22 protein-coding genes are annotated in these 23,389 nt (G+C 69.5%); 11 read left to right on the top strand and 11 right to left on the bottom strand.

What is annotated here, in order from left to right:
- Positions 1–17 precede the first annotated feature (17 nt).
- The 4 genes from AB0I15_RS11480 (at position 18) to AB0I15_RS11465 (ending at position 4,907) form a co-directional block, all read left to right on the top strand.
- On the top strand, positions 18–956 hold the full coding sequence (locus AB0I15_RS11480; RefSeq protein ID WP_358093239.1) for an acyl-CoA desaturase: 939 nt from the start codon (positions 18–20) through the stop codon (positions 954–956).
- Positions 957–1,035: 79 nt separating this feature from the next.
- Positions 1,036–1,905, top strand: coding sequence for a TetR/AcrR family transcriptional regulator (locus AB0I15_RS11475; protein WP_358093654.1), 870 nt, complete (start codon positions 1,036–1,038; stop codon positions 1,903–1,905).
- Between the two features lie 118 nt (positions 1,906–2,023).
- Positions 2,024–4,084, top strand: coding sequence for an RNA degradosome polyphosphate kinase (locus AB0I15_RS11470; protein ID WP_358093236.1), 2,061 nt, complete (start codon positions 2,024–2,026; stop codon positions 4,082–4,084).
- Positions 4,077–4,907 (top strand): NUDIX hydrolase, encoded by an 831-nt coding sequence (locus AB0I15_RS11465; protein ID WP_358093233.1) that lies wholly within the window; start codon positions 4,077–4,079, stop codon positions 4,905–4,907. The genes AB0I15_RS11470 and AB0I15_RS11465 overlap by 8 nt, the downstream gene beginning before the upstream one ends.
- 3 nt (positions 4,908–4,910) lie before the next feature.
- Here the strand turns inward: AB0I15_RS11465 and AB0I15_RS11460 are convergent, their stop codons facing one another.
- Genes AB0I15_RS11460 through AB0I15_RS11445 form a run of 4 tightly spaced genes read right to left on the bottom strand, consistent with a single transcriptional unit; the run spans position 4,911 to position 8,794 of the window.
- Positions 4,911–6,086, bottom strand: a complete 1,176-nt coding sequence (locus AB0I15_RS11460; RefSeq protein ID WP_358093230.1) for a cytochrome P450 — start codon at positions 6,084–6,086, stop codon at positions 4,911–4,913.
- Entirely contained in the window at positions 6,083–7,561 is a 1,479-nt protein-coding gene (locus AB0I15_RS11455; RefSeq protein WP_358093228.1) for a CYTH and CHAD domain-containing protein, read from the bottom strand. The genes AB0I15_RS11460 and AB0I15_RS11455 overlap by 4 nt, the downstream gene beginning before the upstream one ends.
- Before the next feature lie 52 nt (positions 7,562–7,613).
- The gene (locus AB0I15_RS11450) at positions 7,614–7,964 is read right to left on the bottom strand and encodes a glyoxalase (protein ID WP_358093225.1); all 351 of its coding nucleotides are present in this window, start codon (positions 7,962–7,964) and stop codon (positions 7,614–7,616) included.
- Positions 7,965–8,023: 59 nt separating this feature from the next.
- A complete protein-coding gene (locus AB0I15_RS11445; RefSeq protein ID WP_358093223.1) occupies positions 8,024–8,794 on the bottom strand; it encodes a trans-aconitate 2-methyltransferase in 771 nt (256 codons plus the stop codon).
- 57 nt (positions 8,795–8,851) lie between these two features.
- Here AB0I15_RS11445 and AB0I15_RS11440 point away from each other — a divergent pair, with 57 nt between their 5' ends.
- On the top strand, positions 8,852–9,358 hold the full coding sequence (locus AB0I15_RS11440) for a MarR family transcriptional regulator (protein ID WP_358093220.1): 507 nt from the start codon (positions 8,852–8,854) through the stop codon (positions 9,356–9,358).
- Between the two features lie 324 nt (positions 9,359–9,682).
- On the opposite strand, the gene AB0I15_RS11435 is transcribed toward AB0I15_RS11440, so the two are convergent.
- Positions 9,683–11,572 (bottom strand): ABC-F family ATP-binding cassette domain-containing protein, encoded by a 1,890-nt coding sequence (locus AB0I15_RS11435; protein WP_358093217.1) that lies wholly within the window; start codon positions 11,570–11,572, stop codon positions 9,683–9,685.
- Positions 11,573–11,839: 267 nt separating this feature from the next.
- Between AB0I15_RS11435 and AB0I15_RS11430 the strand changes: the two genes are divergently transcribed.
- From AB0I15_RS11430 to AB0I15_RS11420, 3 genes are all read left to right on the top strand, one after another.
- Positions 11,840–12,685 carry an alpha/beta hydrolase gene (locus AB0I15_RS11430; protein ID WP_358093215.1) on the top strand — a complete coding sequence of 282 codons (846 nt, stop codon included), beginning with the start codon at positions 11,840–11,842 and terminating at the stop codon, positions 12,683–12,685.
- A gap of 9 nt (positions 12,686–12,694) precedes the next feature.
- Positions 12,695–13,300, top strand: coding sequence for a helix-turn-helix domain-containing protein (locus AB0I15_RS11425; RefSeq protein WP_358093212.1), 606 nt, complete (start codon positions 12,695–12,697; stop codon positions 13,298–13,300).
- A gap of 228 nt (positions 13,301–13,528) precedes the next feature.
- Complete coding sequence (locus tag AB0I15_RS11420; protein WP_358093209.1) at positions 13,529–13,978, top strand: GNAT family N-acetyltransferase; 450 nt, start codon at positions 13,529–13,531, stop codon at positions 13,976–13,978.
- Between the two features lie 496 nt (positions 13,979–14,474).
- Here the strand turns inward: AB0I15_RS11420 and AB0I15_RS11415 are convergent, their stop codons facing one another.
- Together AB0I15_RS11415 and AB0I15_RS11410 are read right to left on the bottom strand one after the other, a co-directional pair.
- Entirely contained in the window at positions 14,475–15,377 is a 903-nt protein-coding gene (locus tag AB0I15_RS11415) for a 4-(cytidine 5'-diphospho)-2-C-methyl-D-erythritol kinase (protein WP_358093206.1), read from the bottom strand.
- 182 nt (positions 15,378–15,559) lie between these two features.
- Positions 15,560–15,931 carry an NlpC/P60 family protein gene (locus tag AB0I15_RS11410; RefSeq protein ID WP_358093203.1) on the bottom strand — a complete coding sequence of 124 codons (372 nt, stop codon included), beginning with the start codon at positions 15,929–15,931 and terminating at the stop codon, positions 15,560–15,562.
- A 70-nt stretch (positions 15,932–16,001) separates the two neighbouring features.
- On the opposite strand from AB0I15_RS11410, the gene AB0I15_RS11405 reads away from it, so the two are divergent.
- Positions 16,002–16,310 (top strand): hypothetical protein, encoded by a 309-nt coding sequence (locus AB0I15_RS11405; protein WP_358093200.1) that lies wholly within the window; start codon positions 16,002–16,004, stop codon positions 16,308–16,310.
- 424 nt (positions 16,311–16,734) lie between these two features.
- On the opposite strand, the gene rsmA is transcribed toward AB0I15_RS11405, so the two are convergent.
- Positions 16,735–17,595 carry a 16S rRNA (adenine(1518)-N(6)/adenine(1519)-N(6))-dimethyltransferase RsmA gene (rsmA, locus tag AB0I15_RS11400; protein ID WP_358093197.1) on the bottom strand — a complete coding sequence of 287 codons (861 nt, stop codon included), beginning with the start codon at positions 17,593–17,595 and terminating at the stop codon, positions 16,735–16,737.
- Positions 17,596–17,665: 70 nt separating this feature from the next.
- On the opposite strand from rsmA, the gene AB0I15_RS11395 reads away from it, so the two are divergent.
- Positions 17,666–19,738, top strand: coding sequence for a serine/threonine-protein kinase (locus tag AB0I15_RS11395; RefSeq protein ID WP_358093194.1), 2,073 nt, complete (start codon positions 17,666–17,668; stop codon positions 19,736–19,738).
- On the top strand, positions 19,735–20,940 hold the full coding sequence (locus tag AB0I15_RS11390) for a hypothetical protein (RefSeq protein WP_358093191.1): 1,206 nt from the start codon (positions 19,735–19,737) through the stop codon (positions 20,938–20,940). Before AB0I15_RS11395 ends, AB0I15_RS11390 begins: the two co-directional genes overlap by 4 nt.
- A 30-nt stretch (positions 20,941–20,970) precedes the next feature.
- Here AB0I15_RS11390 and AB0I15_RS11385 read toward each other — a convergent pair whose 3' ends face one another.
- The 3 genes from AB0I15_RS11385 to AB0I15_RS11375 form a co-directional block, all read right to left on the bottom strand.
- Positions 20,971–21,882 (bottom strand): ubiquitin-like domain-containing protein, encoded by a 912-nt coding sequence (locus AB0I15_RS11385; protein WP_358093190.1) that lies wholly within the window; start codon positions 21,880–21,882, stop codon positions 20,971–20,973.
- Positions 21,883–21,964: 82 nt separating this feature from the next.
- Complete coding sequence (locus AB0I15_RS11380; protein WP_358093187.1) at positions 21,965–22,819, bottom strand: TatD family hydrolase; 855 nt, start codon at positions 22,817–22,819, stop codon at positions 21,965–21,967.
- Between the two features lie 68 nt (positions 22,820–22,887).
- Positions 22,888–23,370, bottom strand: a complete 483-nt coding sequence (locus AB0I15_RS11375) for an HXXEE domain-containing protein (protein ID WP_358093184.1) — start codon at positions 23,368–23,370, stop codon at positions 22,888–22,890.
- Positions 23,371–23,389: the final 19 nt, after the last annotated feature.

Here is a 23,389-nt window from a genome sequence, read left to right as displayed (position 1 = left end):
GCCGTTGGAGGTCGCCCATGACCGTTATCGCCGAGCGCTCATCACCTGCCCCGAAGCCCGACTTCGAACCCGAGCCCAAGTCCAAGGCGGAGCTCATCATCTTCGGTCTCGTCGTCGGCCTGCCCCTGGTGGCGATCGCCGCCGCGGTGCCGTTGGCCTGGGGATGGGGACTCGGCTGGACGGACATCGCCATCGCCTTCGTCTTCTACGTGGTCTCCGGGCTCGGCGTCACCGTCGGCCTGCACCGCTACTTCACGCACGGCTCGTTCAAGGCCAAGCGGCCGCTGAAGATCGCGATGGGCATCGCGGGCAGCCTGTCGCTGGAGATGTCCGTGCTGGACTGGGTGGCCACCCACCGCAAGCACCACAAGTTCTCCGACAAGGAGGGCGACCCGCACTCGCCGTGGCGCTTCGGCCCCGGCTTCAAGAACATGGCCAAGGGCCTGCTCTACGCCCACATGGGCTGGCTGTTCGAGAGCGAGCGGACAAACCGGGAGAAGTACGCCCCCGACCTGTGCAAGGACCAGGACATCATCAAGCTGCACAAGTGGTTCGGCGCGATGGCGATCACCTCGATCGTGCTGCCCGGCGTGCTGGGCCTGCTGCTCACCTGGTCGTGGCAGGGCGGGCTGACCGCGCTGTTCTGGGGCTCGATCGTCCGCATCGGCCTCCTGCACCACGTGACCTGGTCGATCAACTCGATCTGCCACGTCTTCGGCGAGGAGGACTTCCAGGTCCGCGACAAGTCGCGCAACGTGTGGTGGCTGGCCATCCCGTCCTTCGGCGAGTCCTGGCACAACCTGCACCACTCCGACCCGACCTGTGCCAGGCACGGCGCCCTGAAGGGCCAGATCGACCTGAGCGCCGGCCTGATCCGGATCTTCGAGAAGCTGGGCTGGGTGTACGACGTCCGCTGGCCGACACCCGAGCGCCTGGCGGCGAAGCGCATTGCCTGATGTCGATCAGGCGGTGAGCGGCCATGGAGCCGTGGCCGTCATTATGGAGACCGTGACCGAACCCCGATCTCGCAGACGCATGACCGGCGCGGAGCGAAGAGAGCAACTGATCCTGATCAGCCGCACGCTCTTCGCGGAGAAGGGGTTCGACGGGACCTCTATCGAGGAAATCGCAGCTACCGCACAGGTGTCGAAACCCGTGGTATACGAACATTTCGGCGGCAAAGAAGGCGTCTACGCGGTCGTGGTGGACCGCGAGATGCAGAAACTGCTCGGCATGATCACCGAGGCCCTCTCCGCCACCCATTCCCTGGTGAAGCTGGAGCGGGCCGCGCTGGCCCTGCTGCGCTACATCGAGGAGAGCAGCGAGGGCTTCCGCATCCTGGTCCGCGACTCGCACGCCGCCTCGGGCACCGGCACGTTCGCGAGCCTGATCAGCGAGATCGCCAGCCAGGTGGAAGACGTGCTGGCCGACGAGTTCGCGAGCCGCGGCTACGACCCCAAGCTCGCGCCGATGTACGCCCAGATGCTGGTCGGCATGGTGGCGCTGACCGGCCAGTGGTGGCTCGACGTGCGCAAGCCCGGCCGCGAGGAGGTCGCCGCCCACCTGGTCAACCTGGCCTGGAACGGCCTGACCGGGCTCAACCCCAACCCCGCGATCACCGCCACGAGCCGGAGCCACACGCCCGCGGTCAAGCCGCGGCCCACCAGTGAGAAGGAGCTGCGCGAGTTCGAGAAGGCCCGCGAGAAGGAGTTCAAGGAGGCGGAGAAGGTCCGCCAGCGTGAGCTCAAGGAGGCCGAGAAGGCCCGGGTGCGGGACCTGAAGGAGCGCGAGCGGCTGCTGAAGGAGGCGGAGAAGGCCCGCGAGCGCGAGGAGAAGATCCGCCAGCGGGAGGCGCGGCTGGCCGAGCGGGCCGCCCGGCTCGAACAGGTAGATCATCCGGAGTGAGTCTTGAACGGGCGAGGTGTCCGGGGTGACGATTGGGTTGAGCAGGGCTGACCTTTTAGGGTGAGCCGTTGCGGCTACGTTAACGTTCTGTTCAACCAAACGGGGCAATATACGCCATATGTCCGCGGAACCGTTCCAATCATCCAACGACCTGCCCCTGCCACAGGAGCGGTTTCTCAACCGTGAGGAGAGCTGGCTCCAGTTCAACGAACGGGTGCTCGAATTGGCCGAGGACGCCTCGTTGCCACTGCTCGAGCGGGTCCGCTTCCTCGCCATCTTCGCCAGCAACCTCGACGAGTTCTTCCGCGTACGCGTGGCGGGGCTCAAGCGGCGCATGGCGACGGGCCTGCTGCTGCGTACCAAGAGCGGGCTGAAACCGCGCGAAGAGCTGGCCAGGATCGCGCTGATCGCCGACGAGCTGGCCCGGCGGCACGCGGCGGCCTTCCACCAGCACGTCTGCCCGCAGCTCGCCTCCGAGGGCATCGAGATCACCAGGTGGGACGACCTGGGCCGCGAGGAGCGCACGGAGCTGCGCAAGCTGTTCAGGGAGCGGATCAGGCCGGTGCTGACCCCGCTGGCCGTGGACCCCGCCCACCCTTTTCCCTATATTTCTGGGCTCAGCCTGAACCTTGCCGTCCTGGTGCGTAATCCGGCGACCGATCACACGGTCTTCGCCCGGGTCAAGGTTCCTTCGCAGTTGCCCAGGTTCGTACCTGCGTCGAAAGACCGGTTCGTCCCCCTTGAGGATGTCATCGCCGCCCATCTGGGGCAGCTCTTCAAGGGGATGGAGATCCTCCAGCACCACGTCTTCCGCGTCACCAGGAACGAGGACCTCGACGTCGACGAGGACGTCACCGAGAACCTCATGCAGGCCCTGGAGAAGGAGCTGCTCAAGAGGCGGTTCGGGCCGCCCGTACGACTTGAGGTCGAGGACACGATCACGCCCGAGGTGCTGGCGCCGCTGGTGGAGGAGCTGGAGCTGGCGTCGCACGAGATCTACCGCCTGCCCGGGCCGCTCGACCTGTCGGGCCTGCACGCCATCGCCGACCTGGACCGGGGCGAGCTGAGCTACCGCCCGTACGTGCCGGCCGAGGTGATCAACGCCGAGGACGACATCTTCTCCACGCTGCGCGAGCGCGACGTGCTGCTGCACCACCCGTACGACTCGTTCGCCACCAGCGTGCAGCACTTCATCGAGGTGGCCGCGGCCGACCCCCGGGTCCTGGCGATCAAGCAGACCCTCTACCGGACCAGCGGCGACTCCCCCATCGTGGACGCGCTGATCGACGCGGCCGAGGCGGGCAAGCAGGTCGTGGTGGTCGTGGAGATCAAGGCCCGCTTCGACGAGCACGCCAACATCTCCTGGGCCCGCAAGCTCGAACGCGCCGGCTGCCACGTGGTCTACGGCGTGGTCGGCCTGAAGACCCACTGCAAGCTCGCCCTGGTGGTCCGCCAGGAGCCCTCGGGCGAGCTGCGCCGCTACTGCCACATCGGCACCGGCAACTACAACCCCAAAACCGCCCGCCACTACGAGGACTTCGGCCTGCTCACCGCCGACCCACTGGTCGGCGAGGACGTGACGGACCTGTTCATCCACCTGACCGGCTACTCCCACCACTCCGCCTACCGGCGGCTCCTGGTCGCGCCGCACTCGATGCGCAGCGGGCTGCTGGCCAGGATCGAGCGGGAGATCGCCCACCAGCAGGCCGGACGGCCCGCCAGGATCAGGATCAAGACGAACTCGCTGGTGGACGAGCCGATCATCGACGCCCTCTACCGGGCCTCCAGGGCCGGCGTCCCGGTGGACCTGTGGGTACGCGGCATCTGCATCCTGCGGCCCGGCATTCCCGACCTGTCCGAGAACATCCGTGTGCGTTCGGTCCTGGGCAGGTTCCTCGAGCACTCCCGCGTGTACGAATTCGGCCTGGGGCGCCGCCCCGAGGTATGGATCGGCAGCGCCGACCTGATGCGCAGAAACCTGGAACGCCGGGTCGAAGCCCTGGTCAAGGTGACGTCGCAGCAGCACAAGGCCTATCTCATCGAGCTGATGGACCTGGCCATGGCCGAGACCACCAACGCGTGGTGGCTCAACTCCGACGGCACGTGGGTCCGCCATCAGGGCGACGACCTGCAGAGCCGTCTCCTAGGTACGCGCCGCTGGAGGACCGTTGATGACTGACCTGCTCCGGGCAGCCGGAGCCGTGGTCTGGAGGGGCGAGCAGAGCAGCCCAGAAGTGGCCGTCATCCATCGCCCGAACTACGACGACTGGACCTTCCCCAAGGGCAAGCTGAAGTCCGGGGAGCATGTGATCGCCGCCGCCCTGCGCGAGGTGCGCGAAGAGACCGGCCTGACCGTCGTGCTCGGCCGCGCGCTGCCGCCCATCCACTACCTGAGCGCCGGCCGGCTCAAGCGGGTCGACTACTGGATCGCGCGGGCGGTCGCCGACGCCGGGTTCGCGCCCGATGACGAGGTCGACGAGCTGCGCTGGCTGACGCTTGAGGAGGCCAGGCGGCTGCTGACGTACGAGTGGGACGTCGGGCTGCTGCGTGCCCTGCGGGCGGCGCCGCTCGACACCGTGCCGCTCGTCCTCGTCCGGCATGGCTCGGCGGGCTCCAGGAGCGAGTGGGACGGCGACGACGCGGCCCGGCCGCTCGACACCGACGGCCTCTCCCAGGCGGCGAGCCTGGCCACGGCGTTGCCCGCGTACCGGCCCGAGGTGCTGCTGAGCTCCCCCAGCGTCCGCTGCGTCCAGACGCTGGAGCCGTACGGAGCCGAGATCAGGATCGAGCCGCTGCTCAGCGAGGAGAGCCAGGATCCGCAGAAGACCCCCGCGCTGGTCAGGAACATCACGGTGCCCGCGGCGGCGGGCAGCCATGGGAAGGTGCTGCCCGGCTTGATCGAGGCGCTGAGCGGCAAAAACGTGCACCTGCGAAAAGGCGCGTTCGCCGTGTTGCACCGGGTGGACGGGCAGGTCGTCAGCGTCGAGCGTTACGCGACCTGACGATCACCAGGTGACGGGGAGCTTGGCGAAGCCGTCGGCGATCCTCCCCTCGCTGCGCTGGAGCTCCTCCTCCGGCACGGCCAGCCGCAGGCCGGGGAAGCGCTGGAAGAGCCGGCCGAACACCGCTTCCAGCTCGACCCTGGCCAGGCTGGCGCCGACGCAGAAGCGGGGACCGTACCCGAAGCTCAGGTGGGGGTCGGCCGGCGGGCGGCGGAGGTCGAACACATCCGGATCCGGATAGATCCGCTCATCCCGGTTGGCCACGCCCGGGGTGATGACGACGGCCTCGCCCTTGCGGATCACGCGGTCGCCGATCTCGATGTCCTCGTGCGCGTACCTGACCAGGCCGTGCAGGCTCGGCGAGGCCAGGCGCAGGATCTCCTCCACGGCGGCGGGCGCCAGCCCCGGGTCGGCCTTGAGCAGCGCGAGCTGCTCCGGGTTGGCCAGCAGGAGCAGCACGCCGAAGTCGATGCGGTTGACCGTGGTCTCGTGCCCCGCGAACAGCAGCGTGCCGGCCAGATCGGAGATCGTCCCGTCGTCGTCCAGCTCGTTGGCCAGGTCTGACAGGACGTCCTCGGCCGGCTCGACCCGCTTGCGCTCGATCAGCCCGGCCATGTAGACGCTCAGCTCCTCGCGGGCGGCCTCGCCTTTCGCCCGGTCGAGCATGTCGCCCATGCGGTGGGACACGCCGCTGAAGTAGTCCCGGTCCTCGTACGGGACCCCCAGGAGCCGGCAGATGACCAGCACGGGGAGCGGGAAGGAGAGCTCGGCGTGCAGGTCGAGCGGTGGCGTCAGCTTGGCCATGTGGTCGAGCCGCTCGTCCACCAGCGAGCCGACATGCTCACTGAGCCTCTTCATGCGGCGCGCGGAGAACGACGGCATGAAGAGCTTGCGCATGCGGTCGTGCTCGGCCTTCTCCGTGGCGATGTCGCCCGTGGGCCCGCCGAGCAGGGCGGAGCCGGACAGGCGCGCCGCCTTCTCCGGCTCCGGGTGGGAACGTCCGAGGCGGCCGTCGTTGAACAGGGTGCGGGCGTCCTCGTACCCGCTGACCAGCCAGACCTCGTCGCCCGCCGGCGTGCGTACCTTCGCGATGCCCTCCGCGACCCGCAGTTCCCGGTACGCCTCGGGCACCTCGAGCAGACTGCTGCGTGCGAAAGGGATGGTAGGAAGGCTACTCATAGAACCTTACTAACCGCTTTGACGGTATCTGCCCAGACCTTGGGGAACTCGGCATGGGCGCGCTCGGCGGTGTTGCGTTCGATGCCGATGAGCAGCCCGTACGTGAAGGTGTCCTCACCGGCCTGGCGGGCGCTCTCCGCCTCCTTGGCCAGCGTCTCCTGGGCGACCACGCCGTCCTGGTGGGTGCCGAGGACCTCCTGGACGTCCTCGGCCAGCTTGGCGAGCTTGCCCATGCCGCCGCCGATCGCCGGCTGGAGGGCCTCGGCGGTGTAGCGGGCGCGCTTGGCCGCCTTGCGCACGTCGTGCATGGCGATCTCGCGGCGCTCCAGGTCCTCGATGGCCTGGGCGTGGTCGTACGCCTTCGTCACCCGGTTCCAGTTGACGCCGGCGATGTCACGGAGCTTCTCCTGCGCCGGCTTGGCCGCCGCCTTGCCCAGGTTGGGGGCGGCGATGAGCTCGTCGAGCGCGTTGAGGAGGAGATAGTAGCGTTCGCCGCTGAGCGTCTCCTTGATCCGCACGTACGCCTCCTGCTCGCGTTCGTACAGGTCCGAGCCGAGCCGGGTCAGGATGGGGCCCGTGACGAGCTCTGGCGCCAGGGAGGCCAGCTCCTTGGCGAACCTGGCCCTGATGACCTCGAGGTCGCGGGCCTCGCCGAGCACCGTGCCGAGCCAGCGCAGCTCCTCCTGGATCGCCTCGGTGTCGACCACGACCGTCTTGAACGCCTTGAGCGCGCTGCGCATCCGGCGGGCGGCCACCCGCATCTGGTGCACGGCGTCCTCCTCGGCCCGGCGGACCCGCGGATCCTGCGACAGGAGCGCCCTGACCTGGCCCGCCAGGTAGTCGACGACGACCTCGCCGGCCGAGCCCTGCTCCGTGTCGGCCGTGGGCAGCGGGGCGGGCTCGAGCAGCTTGGCGAGCTTGCTGGTGGCGGCCGACGGGACCGCGCCCGCCTTCCTGAGCCGCTTGCCGACCTTGGCCAGCAGCGCCTGGGTGCCGTCCTCGAGCAGCTCGGCCTCGACCTCGCGCCACCGTACGACCGTCGGCTCCGCGCCGTATGCGGTGCCCTTGACGCGGTCGTCGGCGATCTCGACCAGCCTGCTCTCGCCGTCGAGCAGAATGGTGACGCTTCTGCGGGTGTCGAGCTCGGCGACCGGCTGGAGCCCGACGCCGCGGGTGTAGGCGCGGACGAGTTCGGCCAGCTCCTCGGGCACGGCCTTGGTGCTGCGGGTGAGCGGATGCGTGATCTCCTGGCGGACGCCCTTGGCCTTGGGGAGCTTCAGGTGCCAGCCGGGGTCGGAACCGCCCCGTCTTCGCCTGAGCGTGACGCCTCGGGCGGCCAGCCGCAGATCGGGAGTGTCAAAGTAGAGGGCCACGAGCTGGTAGCTCTTCGGGCCCACGACGCCGGCCAGACCGCTCAGGTCCGGGATCGTGTAGTCGGCGGGAACGTCGAACTTGTCCTCGATCTCGATGCCCACTGCACCTCGCAAGAGTCCGATTTCGGACAATAATGCCACCCGCGGGTGAACATCACACGGGTTGCAGGAGTTCAATTCGGTTGCCCACCGGGTCGGACACATAGATCCGGCGGTGCCCGGGGAACAGCAGGTCGGGTAACGCGTCCGGGAATCGGGCGGCGTACGCGTCGAGGTCGTCCACCAGGAACGCGGGGTGCGCCTTGCGCGCGGGCCTGAAGTCGTCCTCGATGCCCACGTGGACCTCCACGCCGTCACCCCTGAACCAGACGCCGCCCCGCTCGGCCAGCTCGGGCGGCTTGGGCACCTCGCGCAGGCCGAGCACGCCCTCGTAGAACCGCCGTAACAGCGGCTCACTGCCTCTGGGCGCGGCGAGCAGCACGTGGTGCAGCGCCGTGATCGTCATTTACGCTCCCTCGTTCTCGTTTCTGCCCGCTGATCGTCACTGCTATCTCCGTGGCGCCGCTACTTCTGCGCCACCACGAAGATCCGGCGGAACGGGAAGGGCGTGCCGTAACTCCTGGTCGGGTACGCCTCGGCCAGCGGCTTGGCCAGGTCCCGCTTGAAGCGCCGCTGCTCGTCGGGGTCGAGGCGGTCCAGGATCGGGCGCAGGGCCGTGCCGGAGACCCAGCCGAGCACCGGGTTCTCCCCTTGGAGCACGTGCACGTACGTCGTCTCCCACGCGTCCACCTGGGAGCCGCCGTGGTGGAGCAGGTCGAGGTATTCGGCCGGGTCGTCGACCGGGTTCGGCCTGAGCACGTCGCCGACCCGGTCCGACCACGTGCGGGAGGCGCACAGCTCGCGGATGGCGACGTGGCTCGGGGCGTCGAAGTTCCCCGGCACCTGAAACGCCAGCCACCCGCCGGGCGCCAACTCCTCGACCCAGTGCTCCAGCACGGCGCGGTGCTCGGGCACCCACTGCAGGACGGCGTTGGACACGATCACGTCCATGGGCCGGTCGGGCCGCCACGTGGCCACGTCGGCGACCGCGTACCGGGCCGACGACTGCAACTGGCGGGCCTTGGTGATCATCGCGGGCGAGGAGTCGAAGCCCTCCACGGTCGCGTTGGGCCAGCGATTGCACAGCTCCGCCGTGAGTTCGCCGCTGCCGCAACCGGCGTCCACGACATAATCGGGTTCGACCGCTCCTACTCTGGAGATCAGTTCGATGAACGGCCGCGACCGCTCGTCCGCGTAGACGGCGTACGTCACGGGGTCCCAGATATCTCTTGACATGAAGATAATTGATATCGAGAGAGATATCTCGATGTCAAGACAGTACACTCTTGTGTCATGACGGAGGATGCTAGAGACGAGGTCGACCGCCTCGTCGCGGCCTGGCGAGCGGAGCGCCCCGACCTCGACGTCGAGCCGCTCCAGGTGCTCTCCAGGGTGTCACGACTGGCCAAGCATCTCGACCGCGCCAGGCGCGCGGCTTTCGCGGAGCACGACCTGGAGCCGTGGGAGTTCGACGTGCTGACGGCGTTGCGACGGGCCGGCAAACCGTACGAACTCAGCCCGGGGGCGCTGCTCCGGGCCACACTGGTCACCTCGGGGACCATGACCAACCGCATCGACCGGCTGGCCCAGGCGGGGCTGGTCCGGCGGCGACCGGACCCTGAGGATCGGCGGGGGGTGCTGGTGTCGCTCACGGACACGGGGCTGGAGCGGGTGGACGCGGCCTTCGCGGATCTGCTGCGGAGGGAGCGGGAGCTTCTGTCGGGGCTCGGGCTGGGTGATCAGCGCGCCCTCGCGTCCCTTCTCCGCACCCTCCTGGCCCCCTTCGACTCCCCCCTCTGACCTTCCCCCATCACCGGCCTCGCCGGACCTCCGGCCATCACACCCTCCGGCGGCCACACACCCGCGTGGCCGCTCCTGACTCCTTGGCGGCCACACCCTTGGCGCCCAGCCCGGCACCATGGCCGACCACGCTCCTGACCGTCACCCCCCGACACGATGGCGACCACGCTCCCGGCGGTCGCCCCGGCACTATGGCGGCCCCACCCCTGGCGGCCAGCCCGGCACCCTGCGCGGCCACCAGGTTTCGGCACTCGCCACGTGAGCGCCTGTGCCACGCGAGCGCCTGTGCCGCGTGCCGGGCCGTCGTACCTCCCGACCGCTTGGTCAGTCGCCCAAGCGGTCGGCGACCTCCAGCCACTCGGCTTCGATGTCGTCCTTCTGGGTGGTGATGTCGCGGAGTTGGGCGTCGAGTGAGCCGAGCTTGGCGTAGTCGCTGGCCGCTTCCGCCATGGCGGCGTGGAGACGGGACTCCTGGTCGCTCAGCTTGTCGAGCTGACGTTCAAGGCGGTTGAGTTCCTTGCGGAGCTCACGTTCCTCCTTGGCCGACAGACCCGTGCCAAGGGCCGCCGAGCCATCACCAGTGCCCGAGCCATCACCGGAGCCGACGCCGGTTCCGGTTCCGGTTCCGGCGAAGGCGGACGCCGCAGTAGCCGTGTCGGCGCTGCCGGACGTGGCGGAGGCCGGGGCGGCGGTGTTGAGGCGGGCGGTCAGCGCGGTGCCCGCCGCTCGCCGTGCGAGGTAATCGTCCACCCCGCCCGGCAACATCGACAACTTGCCGTCACCCAGCAGCGCGACGCACTTGTCGGTCACCCGCTCCAGGAAGTAGCGGTCGTGGCTCACCAGGATCAGCGTGCCGGGCCAGGCGTCCAGCATGTCCTCGAGCTCGTTGAGGGTCTCGATGTCGAGGTCGTTGGTGGGCTCGTCGAGCAGCATGACGTTGGGGTCGTCCATCAGGAGCCTGAGCAGTTGCAGCCGCCGCCGCTCGCCGCCCGACAGGTCGCCGACCACCTTCCACTGCGCCTCGCCCTTGAAGCCCAGCCGTTCGAGCAGTTGGGAGGCAGTCCACTCCCGCTTGCCGACCTGGAGGTACTTGCGTACTTCCTCCACCGACTCCAGCACCCGCCGGCTCGGGTCGACCTCGGCCAGCTCCTGGGAAAGGTGCGCGAGGCGTACGGTCTTGCCCCTGATCACGCGTCCCGAGTCGGGCTTGATCGTGTCGGCGAGCAGCCGCAGCACGGAGGACTTGCCGGACCCGTTGACGCCGATCAGCCCGATCCGGTCGCCCGGGCCGAACTGCCACGTGAGGTCGTCGAGCACCAGCGGGCCGGTGCCGGGGCCGCCCGCGTGCAGGGTGACGTCCGCGAGGTCGTAGACGGTCTTGCCGAGCCGGGCCGCGGCGAAGCGCATCAGCTCGACGGTCTCACGGGGCGGAGGCTCGTTCGCGATCAGCGCCTGGGCGGCGTCGATGCGGAACTTGGGCTTCGAGGTGCGGGCAGGTGGGCCGCGCCGCAGCCAGGCGATCTCCTTGCGCATGAGGTTCTGGCGGCGGTCTTCGGCGGCCTGGGCGATGCGGGCGCGCTCGGCCTTGGCGAGGACATAGGCGGCGTAACCCCCCTCGTACCGCTCGACCCGCCCGTCGACCACCTCCCACGTACGGGTGGAGACGGCGTCGAGGAACCACCTGTCGTGCGTCACGATCACCAGGGCGCTCTTCTGCGTCGCCAGGTGTGCGGCCAGCCAGGCGATGGCCTCGATGTCGAGGTGGTTGGTGGGCTCGTCGAGCATGATCAGGTCGTGATCGTCGATGAGCAGCTTCGCCAGCGCCGTACGCCTGCGCTCACCGCCGGACAGGTCGGCGGTCTTGGCGTTGAGGTCGAGATCGCCGATCAGGTTCGCGAGGATCTCGCGAACCCGCTGGTCGCCGGCCCACTCGTGCTCGGCGAGCTGGCCCAGGACGAGTTCGCTGATCGTCGCGGTGGGGTCGAGAGAGTCCTGCTGTGATAGGAAACCGACGCGTAGGCCCCGGTTGTGGGTGACACGACCGCTGTCGGGGCGTATGGAGCCCGCAAGGACGGACAGCAGGGTCGTCTTGCCGCCCCCGTTGCGTCCGACGACGCCGATGCGCTCGCCGGCTTCTACGCCGAGGGAGACGTCGCTGAGGAGTGGCTTGGGCCCATAAGCATGGGAAACCGACTCTAGATTGACCAGATTCATGGCCTTCCCAGGGTATCGGCTCCCCACCGCGCCCACTTCCCACCAGTGTGGCTCTTCGAAATCCTCAACCCGCCCGCTACGGCCGCTCGACGCTTCCGGACGAGGCGAGCCGGCGGCCTGCGACCCCGTCCCGCACCTGACCGCCCCCGGAAGGCGGTAAGGCCACCCCTACCGCCGTCCGGGCGGCGGCCTTCATGGTCTCCACCGCCGGACGCCGCCAAACTGATCAAGAAAGTTGGCCAAGCGCCCGATTCAATGGAGGATCCCATGCGTGTTCAGGTGAACGGCACGTCGCTGTACGTGGACGTCGAAGGCGCCGCCCTGGAACCCGACGGCTACACGATGCGGGAGAAGCCGACCCTCCTGCTCCTGCACGGCGGTCCCGGCCACGATCACTCGATCTTCAAGCCCGCCTACGGCCGACTCGCCGACCTGGTCCAGATCGTCTACGTCGACCAGCGCGGCAACGGCCGCAGCCAGAACTCCGACCCGGCCACCTGGAACCTCGACCAGTGGGGCGACGACGTACGCGCCCTGTGCGACACGCTCGGCATCGTCAAGCCGATCGTCCTGGGCTGGTCGTGGGGCGGAGCCGTGGCCATGAGTTACGCCTCTCGCCACCCCGGCCACCCGGCCAAACTGATCCTGCAGAGCACCGTCGCCCGCTGGGACCTGAACCGGATCGTCGAAGGCTTCCGCGCCGAGGCCGGCGAGGAGGCCGCCACAGCCGCCAAGGCGTTCCTCACCGAGGGGACCCCGGAGACCTTCGCCGCCTTCGGACAGCTCTGCGCCCCCGCCTACAGCCCCGACCCGAACTTCCCCGCGGAATCCGACGTCCAGGCCATGAGCCGCATCATCCCGAACCTCGAGCTCACCATGAGCTTCATGTCCACCGCCCGGTTCGACCTGACCGCGCGCCTGGCCTCCATCGAGTGCCCGGCGCTCGTCGTGGCCGGTACCCGCGACCCCATCACGCCGCTGTCCACGGCGCGGGAGATCGTGGACGGCCTGCCCAGGGCACGCCTGGAGGTGTTCGAACGCTCCGGCCACTTCATCCCCGACACCGAGGGCGAGCGGTTCTTCTCCCTGCTGCGCTCCTTCATCACCGGCTGACCCGACACCATGACGTATCTGCCGGTGGATGAGCGGCGGCGCGCCATCATCGACGCCGCCATCGAGGTGATCGCGGAAGAGGGACTCGCCCGTGCCACCACCCGCCGCATCGCCGAACGGGCCGGCACGCCGCGCGCGACCATCCACTACTGCTTCCGTGACAAGGACGAGCTGACCCTTCTCATCCTGGGCCGGGCCCGCTCCACCATGTACGCCGCCTTCGCCCCTCTGTCACCCGGCTCCGGATTCGAGGCGACCGTCCGGGCCGTCGTCGCCGCCTACTGGCAGTGGATCCGCGACGCCCCCGGCCTCCACTTGGCGCTCCTGGAGCTGACCCTCTGGGTGATCCGCAACCGGCAGACCGTGGCGCCGGGCCGTGACGTTTGGGCCACGGTGAACGCCCCCTTCGGCGGTGACCTCATCCAGGACGCCCTCACCTCCGCCGCCCAGGCCGACCACCTCCACCCCGCCGTCCCCGTCCCCGAGCTGGTCCGCTTCCTCATTCACCGCATGGACGGCCTGGTCCTGGAACTCGCCGAAACCCGTGACGAGGCAGCCTGCGAGCACCAGACACACCTTCTCGCGAACGCCCTCATCGCGCTCGCCACCCCATGAAGCGGTTCGCAGCCGGCCCGGCGTAACTGGATGTGGACGGGCGGCCGTGGCGAGGGGCGACGGTCCGTCTTGGCGGGCGATGGTGGGCTCGCGGCGGCGGGTCAGGAGCAACGCCAGGGCGGTGGGGTGGGGTGAGGTCAGGGTGGTGGGGTGGGCTGTTGAGATACTCCCACCGTGGATATGAGTGCGAGGACGGACTGGATACGGCCAGGCCAGGAGGCGCCGGAGATGGGCGTCGCGGTGGCGCTGCGTTCTGCGGAGCCGGCGGATGTCGAGGCGATCGCGGAGTTGCGAGCAACGGTGATGCGTCCGGACCTGGAGCGGTTAGGACGGTTCGACGAGCATCGGGTCAGGCAGCGGTTCCGGGATTCCTTCGCTCCGCAGCACACATCGATCATCGTCGCCGATGGCGCCTTCGCGGGCTGTGTCGCCGTGCGCCCGGCCGAGGACGGGCGGTGGCTGGAGCATTTCTATCTTGCTCCGAGCCTCCATGGCCGAGGGATCGGATCGGCCGTCCTGCGGACCATGCTGAAGCGAATCGACGCCGACGGCGCACTCGCGCGCCTGAACGTGCTGCAGGGCAGCGCCGCCCAGCGACTGTACGAGCGTCACGGGTTCACGGTGGAGGCTCAGGACCCGATCGACGTCTACATGGTGCGACGCGCCCTCGGGACGTGAAGAGGAATGTGGGTGTACGTGAGGCGTGCCGTTCCGTATGGGCCATGCGTCCTTGTCGCAATTGGGTGGCCTCGGACGGCGGGTCTTCGGCGCTGGCGAGAAATGGCGCAGAACATCATCAAGCTCACGATCTGCGATGAGCAGGACCCCATTCTGCGGGCAGAAGCCGACCGGCTCGGCCGGACGCACGACGAGACCTCTCGGTGCGCACCGAAACATCGCCGAGCAATTCCACCTCCACCCGACCATGCCGCTCTCAGGGCCATGCGGCGCTGAGCCGACGCGAAACTCGTACACGCTGCTGCCGCCTACCGACCTTCGGTAAGCCGAACTGCACGGCCGCCACCCGAGCTGGGCGGCTGCCACCCGAGTTGGGCGTTTGCTCGCCGAAACTGCACGGCTGACGGCTGAACCGGACCGTTGGACCGTCGAACTGTACGGCCGTCAGCCGGGCTGGGCGGGGGGCACGTCGGGACCGTATTCGGTCACGGCCTCGTTAGAGGAGGGTGGCGCCCTGGACTGGGCCGTGGGCGGCTACGGCGGTGTGGGCGGCGCCTGTGGTGGTGAGGCTGTGGGCCAGGTCGCGGGCGTGGGTGGCGTCGATGGCCAGGAACGCGCAGGTGGGGCCCGAGCCGGAGACGATCGCGCCCAGGGCTCCGTGCTGGCGGCCCGAGTCGAGGGTGGGGGCGAGTTCGGGGCGGAGGTTGAGAGCGGCGGTCTGGAGGTCGTTGCTCAGGTGGGAGCCCAGTGCGTAGGCGTCGCCGGTGCCCAATGCCTCCATGAGGGAGTCGTTGAGCTGGGGCCAGGCGACCTTGGCGGCCGACTCGCTCCTGAGGCGGTCGCACTCCGCGTAGACGCTGGCCGTCGAGAGGCCGCCGTTGGACAGGGCGAAGACCCAGTGGAACGTACCCCCGGTGGGGAGCTCGCTCAGTTGCTCGCCACGGCCCGTGCCGACCGCGGTGCCACCCATCAACGAGAACGGGACATCGCTGCCCAGATCGCCGGCGATCTCCATGAGATCTTCGAGGGGCAGGCCCAATCCCCAGAGCTCGTTACAGGCCACCAGCGCCCCGGCGGCGTCGGCACTGCCGCCCGCCATTCCGCCGGCCACCGGGATGTCCTTCTGGATGACCAGGTCGGCGCCGTAAGTGCGGCCCGCGTGCTTGGCCAGGGCTCGGGCGGCCCGGATCGCCAGGTTGCTGTCATCGACGGGCACCTGGTCGGACCACTTCCCGTTGACCTCAACGGTGATCGACTCGGACTCCTTCGCCGTCACCTCATCGAAGATCGACACAGCGTGGAAGACGTTGACCAGGTCGTGGTAGCCATCTTCCCTGAGCGGGCCGACAGAAAGCTGCACGTTGACCTTCGCGGGCACACGTACGGTCACCGAACTCATCGATCTTCTGCCACTCTCATCACTTGCCGGGGTCAAGGACACTCGATGTTATCGGGGCACGCTGCCCTGACATGCGGTTCTCGAAATATGACTGCCAGTACTGCCGCCTCATCAACACGCAGAGTCAAGTTGGTGGCTATTTGCCCGATCCTAAGCTGTGGCCACGAGTCGTCCGGCCGAAGTCAGCCTGGACGTACGGCGCCGCGGTAGGTGGTGCGGTAGTAGGACGAGCCGAGAAAGCGGGTCTTCTTGACCACGTCGCCCGTCTTGGGGGCGTGAATCATGAGGCCTCCTCGCAGGAACAACGCCACGTGGGTGGGGTCGCCGGATCCGCCGCCGAAGAAGAGCAGGTCTCCTGTGCGGCGGGCGTGGAGGGGGATTCTTCGACCCTGGCGGAACTGGGCTCCCGTGTAGTGGCTCAGTCTTATGCCGGCTCTCGACCAGGCGTAGAGGGTGAGGCCGCTGCAGTCGAAGCCTTTGGTGGTGGCGCCCCTGCCGATGCCGATCGTCGGGCCCTTGGTGGAGCCGCCGCCCCAGGAGAAGGAGACGCCCAACTGGTCGAGAGCTGCGGAGGCGGCTATCTCGCCTCTGGTCTGTCTCGTCTTCTGAGTTGAGGTGGTGGCTGTGAACGTCATCGTGGTCGGAGCAACCGGGCCAAACGGGGTGGCGGAGATGGTCGGTGTGGTGGTGGGAGTGGAAGTGGGGACGGGGGTGGGGGTGGTCGGCGTCAGGGCGACGGCGGCAGCGACTTGCGCGGGTGTGGAGAGGGCTGCCAAGGAGGCTGTGAGGAAGCTGGTGAGGAGGGTCAGGCGGAGGAAGACCCTGGTGGCGGCGGGGCTGTGGACGGGGATGAAGGTGAGAGCAGGAGGAGTGGTGGGATTTTTGCCGGCGGTGGGGTGGGAAGCGCAGGTGACGCGGTTGAGGCGCGCGTAGGTGGCGCGGGGGCGATCGGCCCAGGGGTGTGCGACCCGAGGATGCGCGCCCTGGGGGCGAGCGCCGTGTGCGTATGCAGCTTGGAGGTGCGCGCCGTCGGGGTGAGCGGGATGGAGGTGCGCGCCGTCGGGGTGATGCGCCCGCGGGTGAGCGGCGTGGGGGTGAGCGGGCATTGTGGCCTCCTCGAGTGCGGGATGGGAGGCCAGGATCGTTCGGCGGCGGGTGAGGGCGGAGGGCCGAACGGGGTTCTGTGGACGGACAGGTGATGGGAGTGGGGGGCTGTGGAGAAGGGGTCGATTGAGAAGTGCTCGTCGGGTGGGAGACCGCGGTGGTGGGAGACCGCGGTGGTGGAGGAGTGTGGTTGGCGAGGAGCATGGGGTTTGCGTGCAGGGGCGGCACTGCACGGTGAGGGCGGGTGGGGTGGTTAGGGGCGGTGTTCGGCTATTCGGGCGAAGGCGTGGACGTCTAGTTGTTCGCCTCGTTCCGATGGGTTCACTCCGGCGGCGCGGAGGGTGGTCTCCGCTTGGGCGGCGCTGCCTGCCCAGTTGGCCAGGGCCGCGCGCAGGGTTTTGCGGCGCTGGGCGAAGGCGGCGTCCACCACCTCGAAGACCTCTTCTCGCGACGCCGTCGTGGTGGGCGGGTCGCGGCGGATCAGGGAGACGAGGCCGGAGTCGACGTTGGGTACGGGCCAGAACACGGTACGGCCCACCGGCCCCGCACGGCGTACGTCCGCGTACCAGGACGCCTTGACCGAGGGCACGCCGTACACCTTCGAGCCGGGCCCCGCGGCGAGGCGGTCGGCCACCTCCGACTGGACCATGACCAGGCCCTTGCGCAGCGACGGCAGGACCTCCAGGAGGTGGAGCACCACCGGGACGGCCACGTTGTACGGGAGGTTCGCCACCAGCGCCGTCGGCACATGCCCCCGGAGGTCGTCCACGGTGATCCTCATGGCGTCGGCGTTCACGACCGTGAGCCGGTCGGCGGCTTCGCGCTCCGCCACCGTGATGGGAAGCTGGCCCGCCAGCACCGGGTCGATCTCGACGGCCACCACGTGAGCGGCCGGCGGCAGGAGGGCGAGGGTGAGCGAGCCGAGGCCCGGACCCACCTCGATGACCACGTCATCGGGTGACAAATCGGCCACGCGGACGATGCGCCGGACGGTCCCTGCGTCGATCACGAAGTTCTGGCCTAGCTTTTTTGTCGGGCGAAGATCTAGCTTGTTCGCCAAAATACGTATTTCTGCAGGGCCCAACAGCCTCATCATCCAACCAGTCTCTCGCATCGAAGAACGTGTGATGGCGGATGGGGAGACCAAAGGAGAGGATGGCGTGGAACAGGAAGGGACGTCTCTCATGGAGCCAACGGGCGCCGCGCCGCTCCGCCCGACGGACTTGCGGGAGATCGGGCCGTACCGGCTGCTGGGGCGGCTGGGCGAGGGCGGTATGGGAACCGTCTTCCTCGCACGGGCGCCGACAGGCCGGTTCGTCGCGCTGAAAGTGGTCAAGGCCGAGTTCGCCAACCAGGAGGGGTTCGCAGCCAGGTTCCATGCGGAGGTCGAGAACGCGCGGCGGGTGGCGTCGTTCTGCACGGCGCAGGTGCTGGACAACGGCAACACCGGCGACGGCCGGCCGTACATGGTGACCGAATACATAGCGGGCACTCCCCTGTCGGACCAGATCGCGCAGTACGGCGCCCTCGACCCGGGCCCGCTGCACGGCGTCGCGCTCGGAGTCGCGGCGGCGCTGGCGGCGATCCATGTGGCGGGGCTGGTGCACAGAGACCTGAAACCGGCGAACGTGATCCTCTCGCTGTCGGGGCCCCGGGTGATCGATTTCGGGATCGCCAGGGCGCTCGACCGGGAGACGGGGTTCACGATGTCCGGCGAGTTGCTGGGGAGCCCGGGATGGTGGGCGCCCGAGCAGGTACGGGGTGAGGTCGTCAACCCGGCGGCCGACATCTTCGCCTGGGGCTGCCTGGTGGCCTATGCCGGCAATGGACGGCATCCGTTCGGGCGTGGCGACCCCATCACGCTGGCCACACGGGTGCTCAACACCCCGCCCGAGCTGGGTGCGTTGCCGGCGCCGCTCAACGAGCTCGTGCGGCGGGCCACCTCGATGGATCCCGCGCTGCGTCCCAGTGCGCAGGACCTGCTGATCGCCCTGGTGGGAGGCAGCGCTCCCGGCACGGCGGCGACGGCGGCGGCCACGGCCGTGGCGGTCAATCCGCCCACCCTGGTGGCCAACGAGATGCTCAGCGACTGGGAGCCGCCGCAGAACGTCGTGGACGAGCCTGACATCACGGCCACGTTCACGACACCGCCGCCCAGCGACACGACGGGGCGGGCTCCGATCGCGCCGCCGGTGGCATTCGGTTCCGGTGGTGCGAGGGATGGGACCGGTGGCGCCAGGGATGCTGCAGGTGGTGCCAGGGACGGCACCGGGGGTCCCGGTAGTGCCCCCGGTGGCGCGGGAAGTGCCGGGGGTTCCGCTGGCGCGGGAAGCGCCGTGAGTTCCGGTAGCGCGCCCGGTGGTGGGAAAGGTGCCGCCAAGTCCGACAGTTCCGGTGGTTCCGGCGCTTCTGGGGGCGCGGTCACGCAGGCGGATGCCGGTGGTCAGGCGAGTACGGACGGCGCGACGTCGCCGAGTGCCCCCAGTGCCCCGTCCGTCGAGGAACTGGCCCGCCGGGAAGAGGAGGCGGCCAGGGCCGAGCTGGCCCGGTGGGAAGTACAGAACGACCAACCGCAAGGGGGGCGGGCTCGTGGGCTGTTCCGCTCCCGGGAGAAGAAGCAGAAGGAGCCCCAGCAGCAGTTCGCGGAAGTACGCCCCGCCGCCCCCTTAGGCACCCAGACCCAGCCCGGCTCCCCGGCCGGACCCCTCGACGAGTCCGACACGCTCGGCGGGACGCGTACGCCCGGCACCCGGTGGCTCATCGCCGCCGCGGCCGCCGTACTGGCCATCGTCGTGACCGCGGCCGTGCTGATCGTCACCTCCGGCAGGAACACGGTCACCACCGCGACCCCCGGCAGCCCCTCCCAGGTCGCCACCACCGCCAAGCCCAACGACGTGGGCCGCAGGTTCGCGCTGGGCGCCAACTTCGACGACCCCCTCGCGATCGTGACGGCGACGCCGGAGTGCGGGCTGAAGGAGTTCGAGGGCAAGACCTCCGCCGAGGGCCAGCTCTGCGTGATCCGCTGGACCATGATCAACCCGGGCGGTGAGCGCAGGCTGCTGATCCAGCCCGTCGTGACCATGATCGACGACCGGGGCGGGGAGCACGACCCGGTCCCCGCCACCCTGCCGCCGGCGATCCTGCCCGGTGCGCGGGTGGACAGCGCGTTCGTGTTCGACCTGGCCACGTACCGCAAGCCGGTGAAGCTGACGGCGACGCTGCTGGAGAACGGCGAGCAGATCGAGGTGGCGCTGTGAGGCTCCGGTCCGCGCTCATGGCGCTCATGCTCGCGGCGGCGGGAGCCCCGGCTCCCGCCCTGGCGGCCACGGCGACGGCGACGGCCTGTGCCGGGGTCGCCGACTTCGACGGTGACGGTGTGGACGACGTGGCGGTGGGCGATCCGTTCGCGGACGACCTGAAGGGCGCCGCGCACGTGCTGTCCGGCGACAAGGTCGTCCCGGTCACCGTCCCCGGCCTGGCGAGTGGCGACGGCTTCGGCTGGTCGGTACGTCTCGCGCAGGTCAACGGCGACGCCTGTGCCGACCTGGTGATCGGCGCCCCGTACGCCGACATCGACGGCACCGAGGACGCCGGGGCCGCGTACGTGGTCTACGGCGGCGGCGCCACGCCCCCGCAGCGCCTGACGGCGGCCGAGCCGCAGCGGTTCGCGCACTTCGGCTGGTCGCTGGCGGCCCGCGGGGACCTGGTGGCGATCAGCGCCCCTTACGAGGACGAGGCCCAGCGCTTGGACGTCGGGGCCCTCTACGTCCGCAAGGGCGCGGGCGACCTGCGCAGGATCAGCCAGGAGACCGTGGACGTAAGGGGCAACAGCGAGGTCGGCGACCAGTTCGGCTGGTCGATGGCGTTCGGGCCCAGGAACGGGCTGGTCGTCGGCGTCCCGTACGAGAACGACGACGGTGCCGGCCGCCAGATCGAGGCGGGCAAGATCGACTCGGGCTCGGTGGTCTTCATCGACGACGTGCTCGCGCCCAAGATCACATCCTTGAAGCTGGACTCGCCGACCAACGCCTCCGGCGACCGGTTCGGCTACGCGGTCGCCTACTCCGAGGGCTCCGGCTACGCCGTCAGCTCCCCCGGCCCCGGTTACGTACAGCTCCTCGACCCCGCCAGGAAGCCCACGAGAAGGGTGACCCAGCAGGGCAAGCAGGCGTTCGGGTTCTCCATGGCCGCCTCCGCGGACGGCCGGCTGGCCATCGGCGCGCCGTACGGCGGCGGTGTCCGGGTGGTCTCCTGGAAGAACGCGGCCGAGGACCGGAAGCTGGCCGACGCCGACGGGCTGTTCGGCTGGTCGGTGGCCTTCAGCGGCAACAAGCTGTTCGTGGGGCAGCCGGACGCGCAGCCGTACGGCAGGGTCGCGGTGGCGGGGCGGAACGCCGAGACACTGCAAACCCTCCAGCCGCCCAAGGGCGCCGACTTCGGGATCTCACTCTCAGGCTAAAACAAAGCCGGACAAGAAGACCGTGGCAGGTCAGGGGCTGAACAGGCGGGCACCGCAGTTCGGCCACTGGCTCTGCCACCTGCCGCCCACCTGCTGGTAGAGGACCTGGGCCCGATAGGTCTGCTCCTCCTCCGGCCAGGAGGTCGGCAGGTCCATGCCGCCCACCGCCTGCCACATGGGCATGCTGAACTGGTACATCCCGTAGTACGGCCCGTCCTGGTTGTAGGCCTGCGGATTCCCATGGGACTCGCAGTCGGCCAGGCCGCGCCAGTTGAGGCGGGCGACGGCGGGATCGATCGCCACGGTTCGGGGCGGGGTGACCGTGATGACCGTGCCGTCCTCGGGGAAGCTGCCGAGCGGCGGGGTCACCTGGTAGCCGCGGCGCAGCGCGATGCGCTTCTGCCTGAGCACCTCGCGTACCGTCCTGGCGGTCGTGCGCGAGGTGAGCCGGGTGGTGCCCGCGACCACGTACACCTTCCGCCTCGTGTACACCGTCAGCTTCATCCCCTCCAGCGGCACCGCGTTCTCGCGCGGCGCGGAGAGGCGGCCGGCGGCCGGGGCGATGTCGAGCTCGGCCAGGGCGTCGCCCACGTTCGTGGCGGTGACCAGGTGCCTGCTGGTGCGGCCGTCGAGGGTGAGCGTGATCGGGCGGGCGCGGTGCACCTCGATCGTGGTCCCGTCGACCACCGCCGCCTGGGTGGACGGGCGTACGACGTCGCCGAAGCCCAGCGACACCCCGGCGTCGGCGAGCACGTCGTGCACGGTCGCGGCGAAGCCGCGCACCGGCCTGCGCTCGCCGTCGACGACCACGACGACCTCCTTGACGCGGAACGACACCGCAACGAGCGCGCCGATGGCCACCGTGCCCGCCAGGAACACGGCCGGCGTCCACTTGGAACGCCACGGGATCGGCGGACGCGGCGCACGCCTCTTGCCTCGCACGAACCACCTCCGGTGGGGGGCAGGACCGCCCGAACGCTAGCGGCGCCCGCTCACCCGCATCCACCGGTTCACCAAAAGATGGTCACCACGCGCCGAAGACCGTGACTCCGTTGGCACTGATCGCCTCACACAACTCATCCGGATGGACCTTCTTGACCTCGGCCAGGCAGCGCAGGGTGAGCGGGATGAGGTAGGGGGCGTTGGGCTTGCCGCGGTGCGGGACCGGCGGCAGGTAGGGGGCGTCGGTCTCGACCAGCATGAGCTCGGCGGGCGCGACCTCGGCCGCCTCGCGGAGGTAGGCGGCGTTCTTGTACGTGACAGGACCGGAGAACGACATGAAATATCCAGCTTCAACGCACTTTTTCGCCATTTCGGCGTCGCCCGAGAAGCTGTGGAACACCACCTTGTCCGGCGCGCCCTCCGCCGCCAGCACCTTCAGGACGTCGTCGTGGGCGTCGCGGTCGTGGATGACCAGCGCCTTGCCGGTGCGCTTGGCGATCTCGATGTGCGCCCGGAAACTCGCGTGCTGGTCGTCCTTACTCGCCCAGTCGCGGTAGTAGTCGAGGCCCGTCTCCCCCACCGCCCGCACCTCCGGCCGCCCGGCCAGGGCCTCGATCTCGGCCAGCACCTCGGGAGTGGCCTCGTGGGCCTCGTTGGGGTGGATGGCCACGCCGGCGTAGACGCCCTCCTGCCCGGCCGCCATCTCGGCGTTCCAGCGCGAGGAGGCCAGGTCGTAGCCGATCGTGACCAGCCTCGTCACGCCGACCGCCCTGGCGTCCTCAAGGATGCTCCGTACGCTGGCCGACGCCGCCTGCGCGGCCTGGGCCACGGGGTCGCCCGATGACGCCTGCCGGTTGCCGACCATGATGTCGAGGTGGCAGTGGCTGTCGAACACGGGTGCGGAGAGCGGCTCTGGCACGGCGGGAAGCTTGGTCACGCCCTCTAAAGTAGCGTCCACCCGGTTCGCGGTCGCAGGTCTCCCACGCCCCCGCGATCGGCGGGAGCTCACAAGAAGAGGAAGCCGATCGCGCCTGCCGCGATGAGAGTGCCGAGGACCAGGGCCACGGCGATCTCCCGGCCGCTCGCCCGCTCCTCGCGCCGAATCCAGGTCAGGAAGAACGCGGTGGCCGGGATGGACACGACGGCGGCGGTGACCGCTCCCGGCGAGTACTCGCCCAGGATGATCCAGCTGCTCAGGTGGAAGAGCGCGTTGACGCCGAACTGCCACTGGAACGCGGTGGTCAGCACGACCCAGGCGCCGTGCCGGCCCTGACGCATGGCGTACCAGGAGCAGGCCAGCACCAGCAGCATCAGCGGGATGTGGTACGCGGCGAACATGCCCGTGGTCTCCGGCCCGAAGTGCCGCGTGGCCCAGGCGGCGAACCCCTGTAGTTCCTCCAGCGTGTGCAGGACGTAGACGCCGAACGGCAGCAGGAAGGGCAGCGCTCCGGCGGTGAGCGGAGTCCGGCGGGTGTCGAGGACGGTCACGGTGATACCTCCAGGGGGT

It is taken from the genome of Nonomuraea sp. NPDC050643 (assembly GCF_040654715.1).
Lineage (GTDB): Bacteria > Actinomycetota > Actinomycetes > Streptosporangiales > Streptosporangiaceae > Nonomuraea.
Note: the sequence above shows the minus strand (reverse complement) of the source record. Positions and strands in the feature narration are given on the sequence as shown.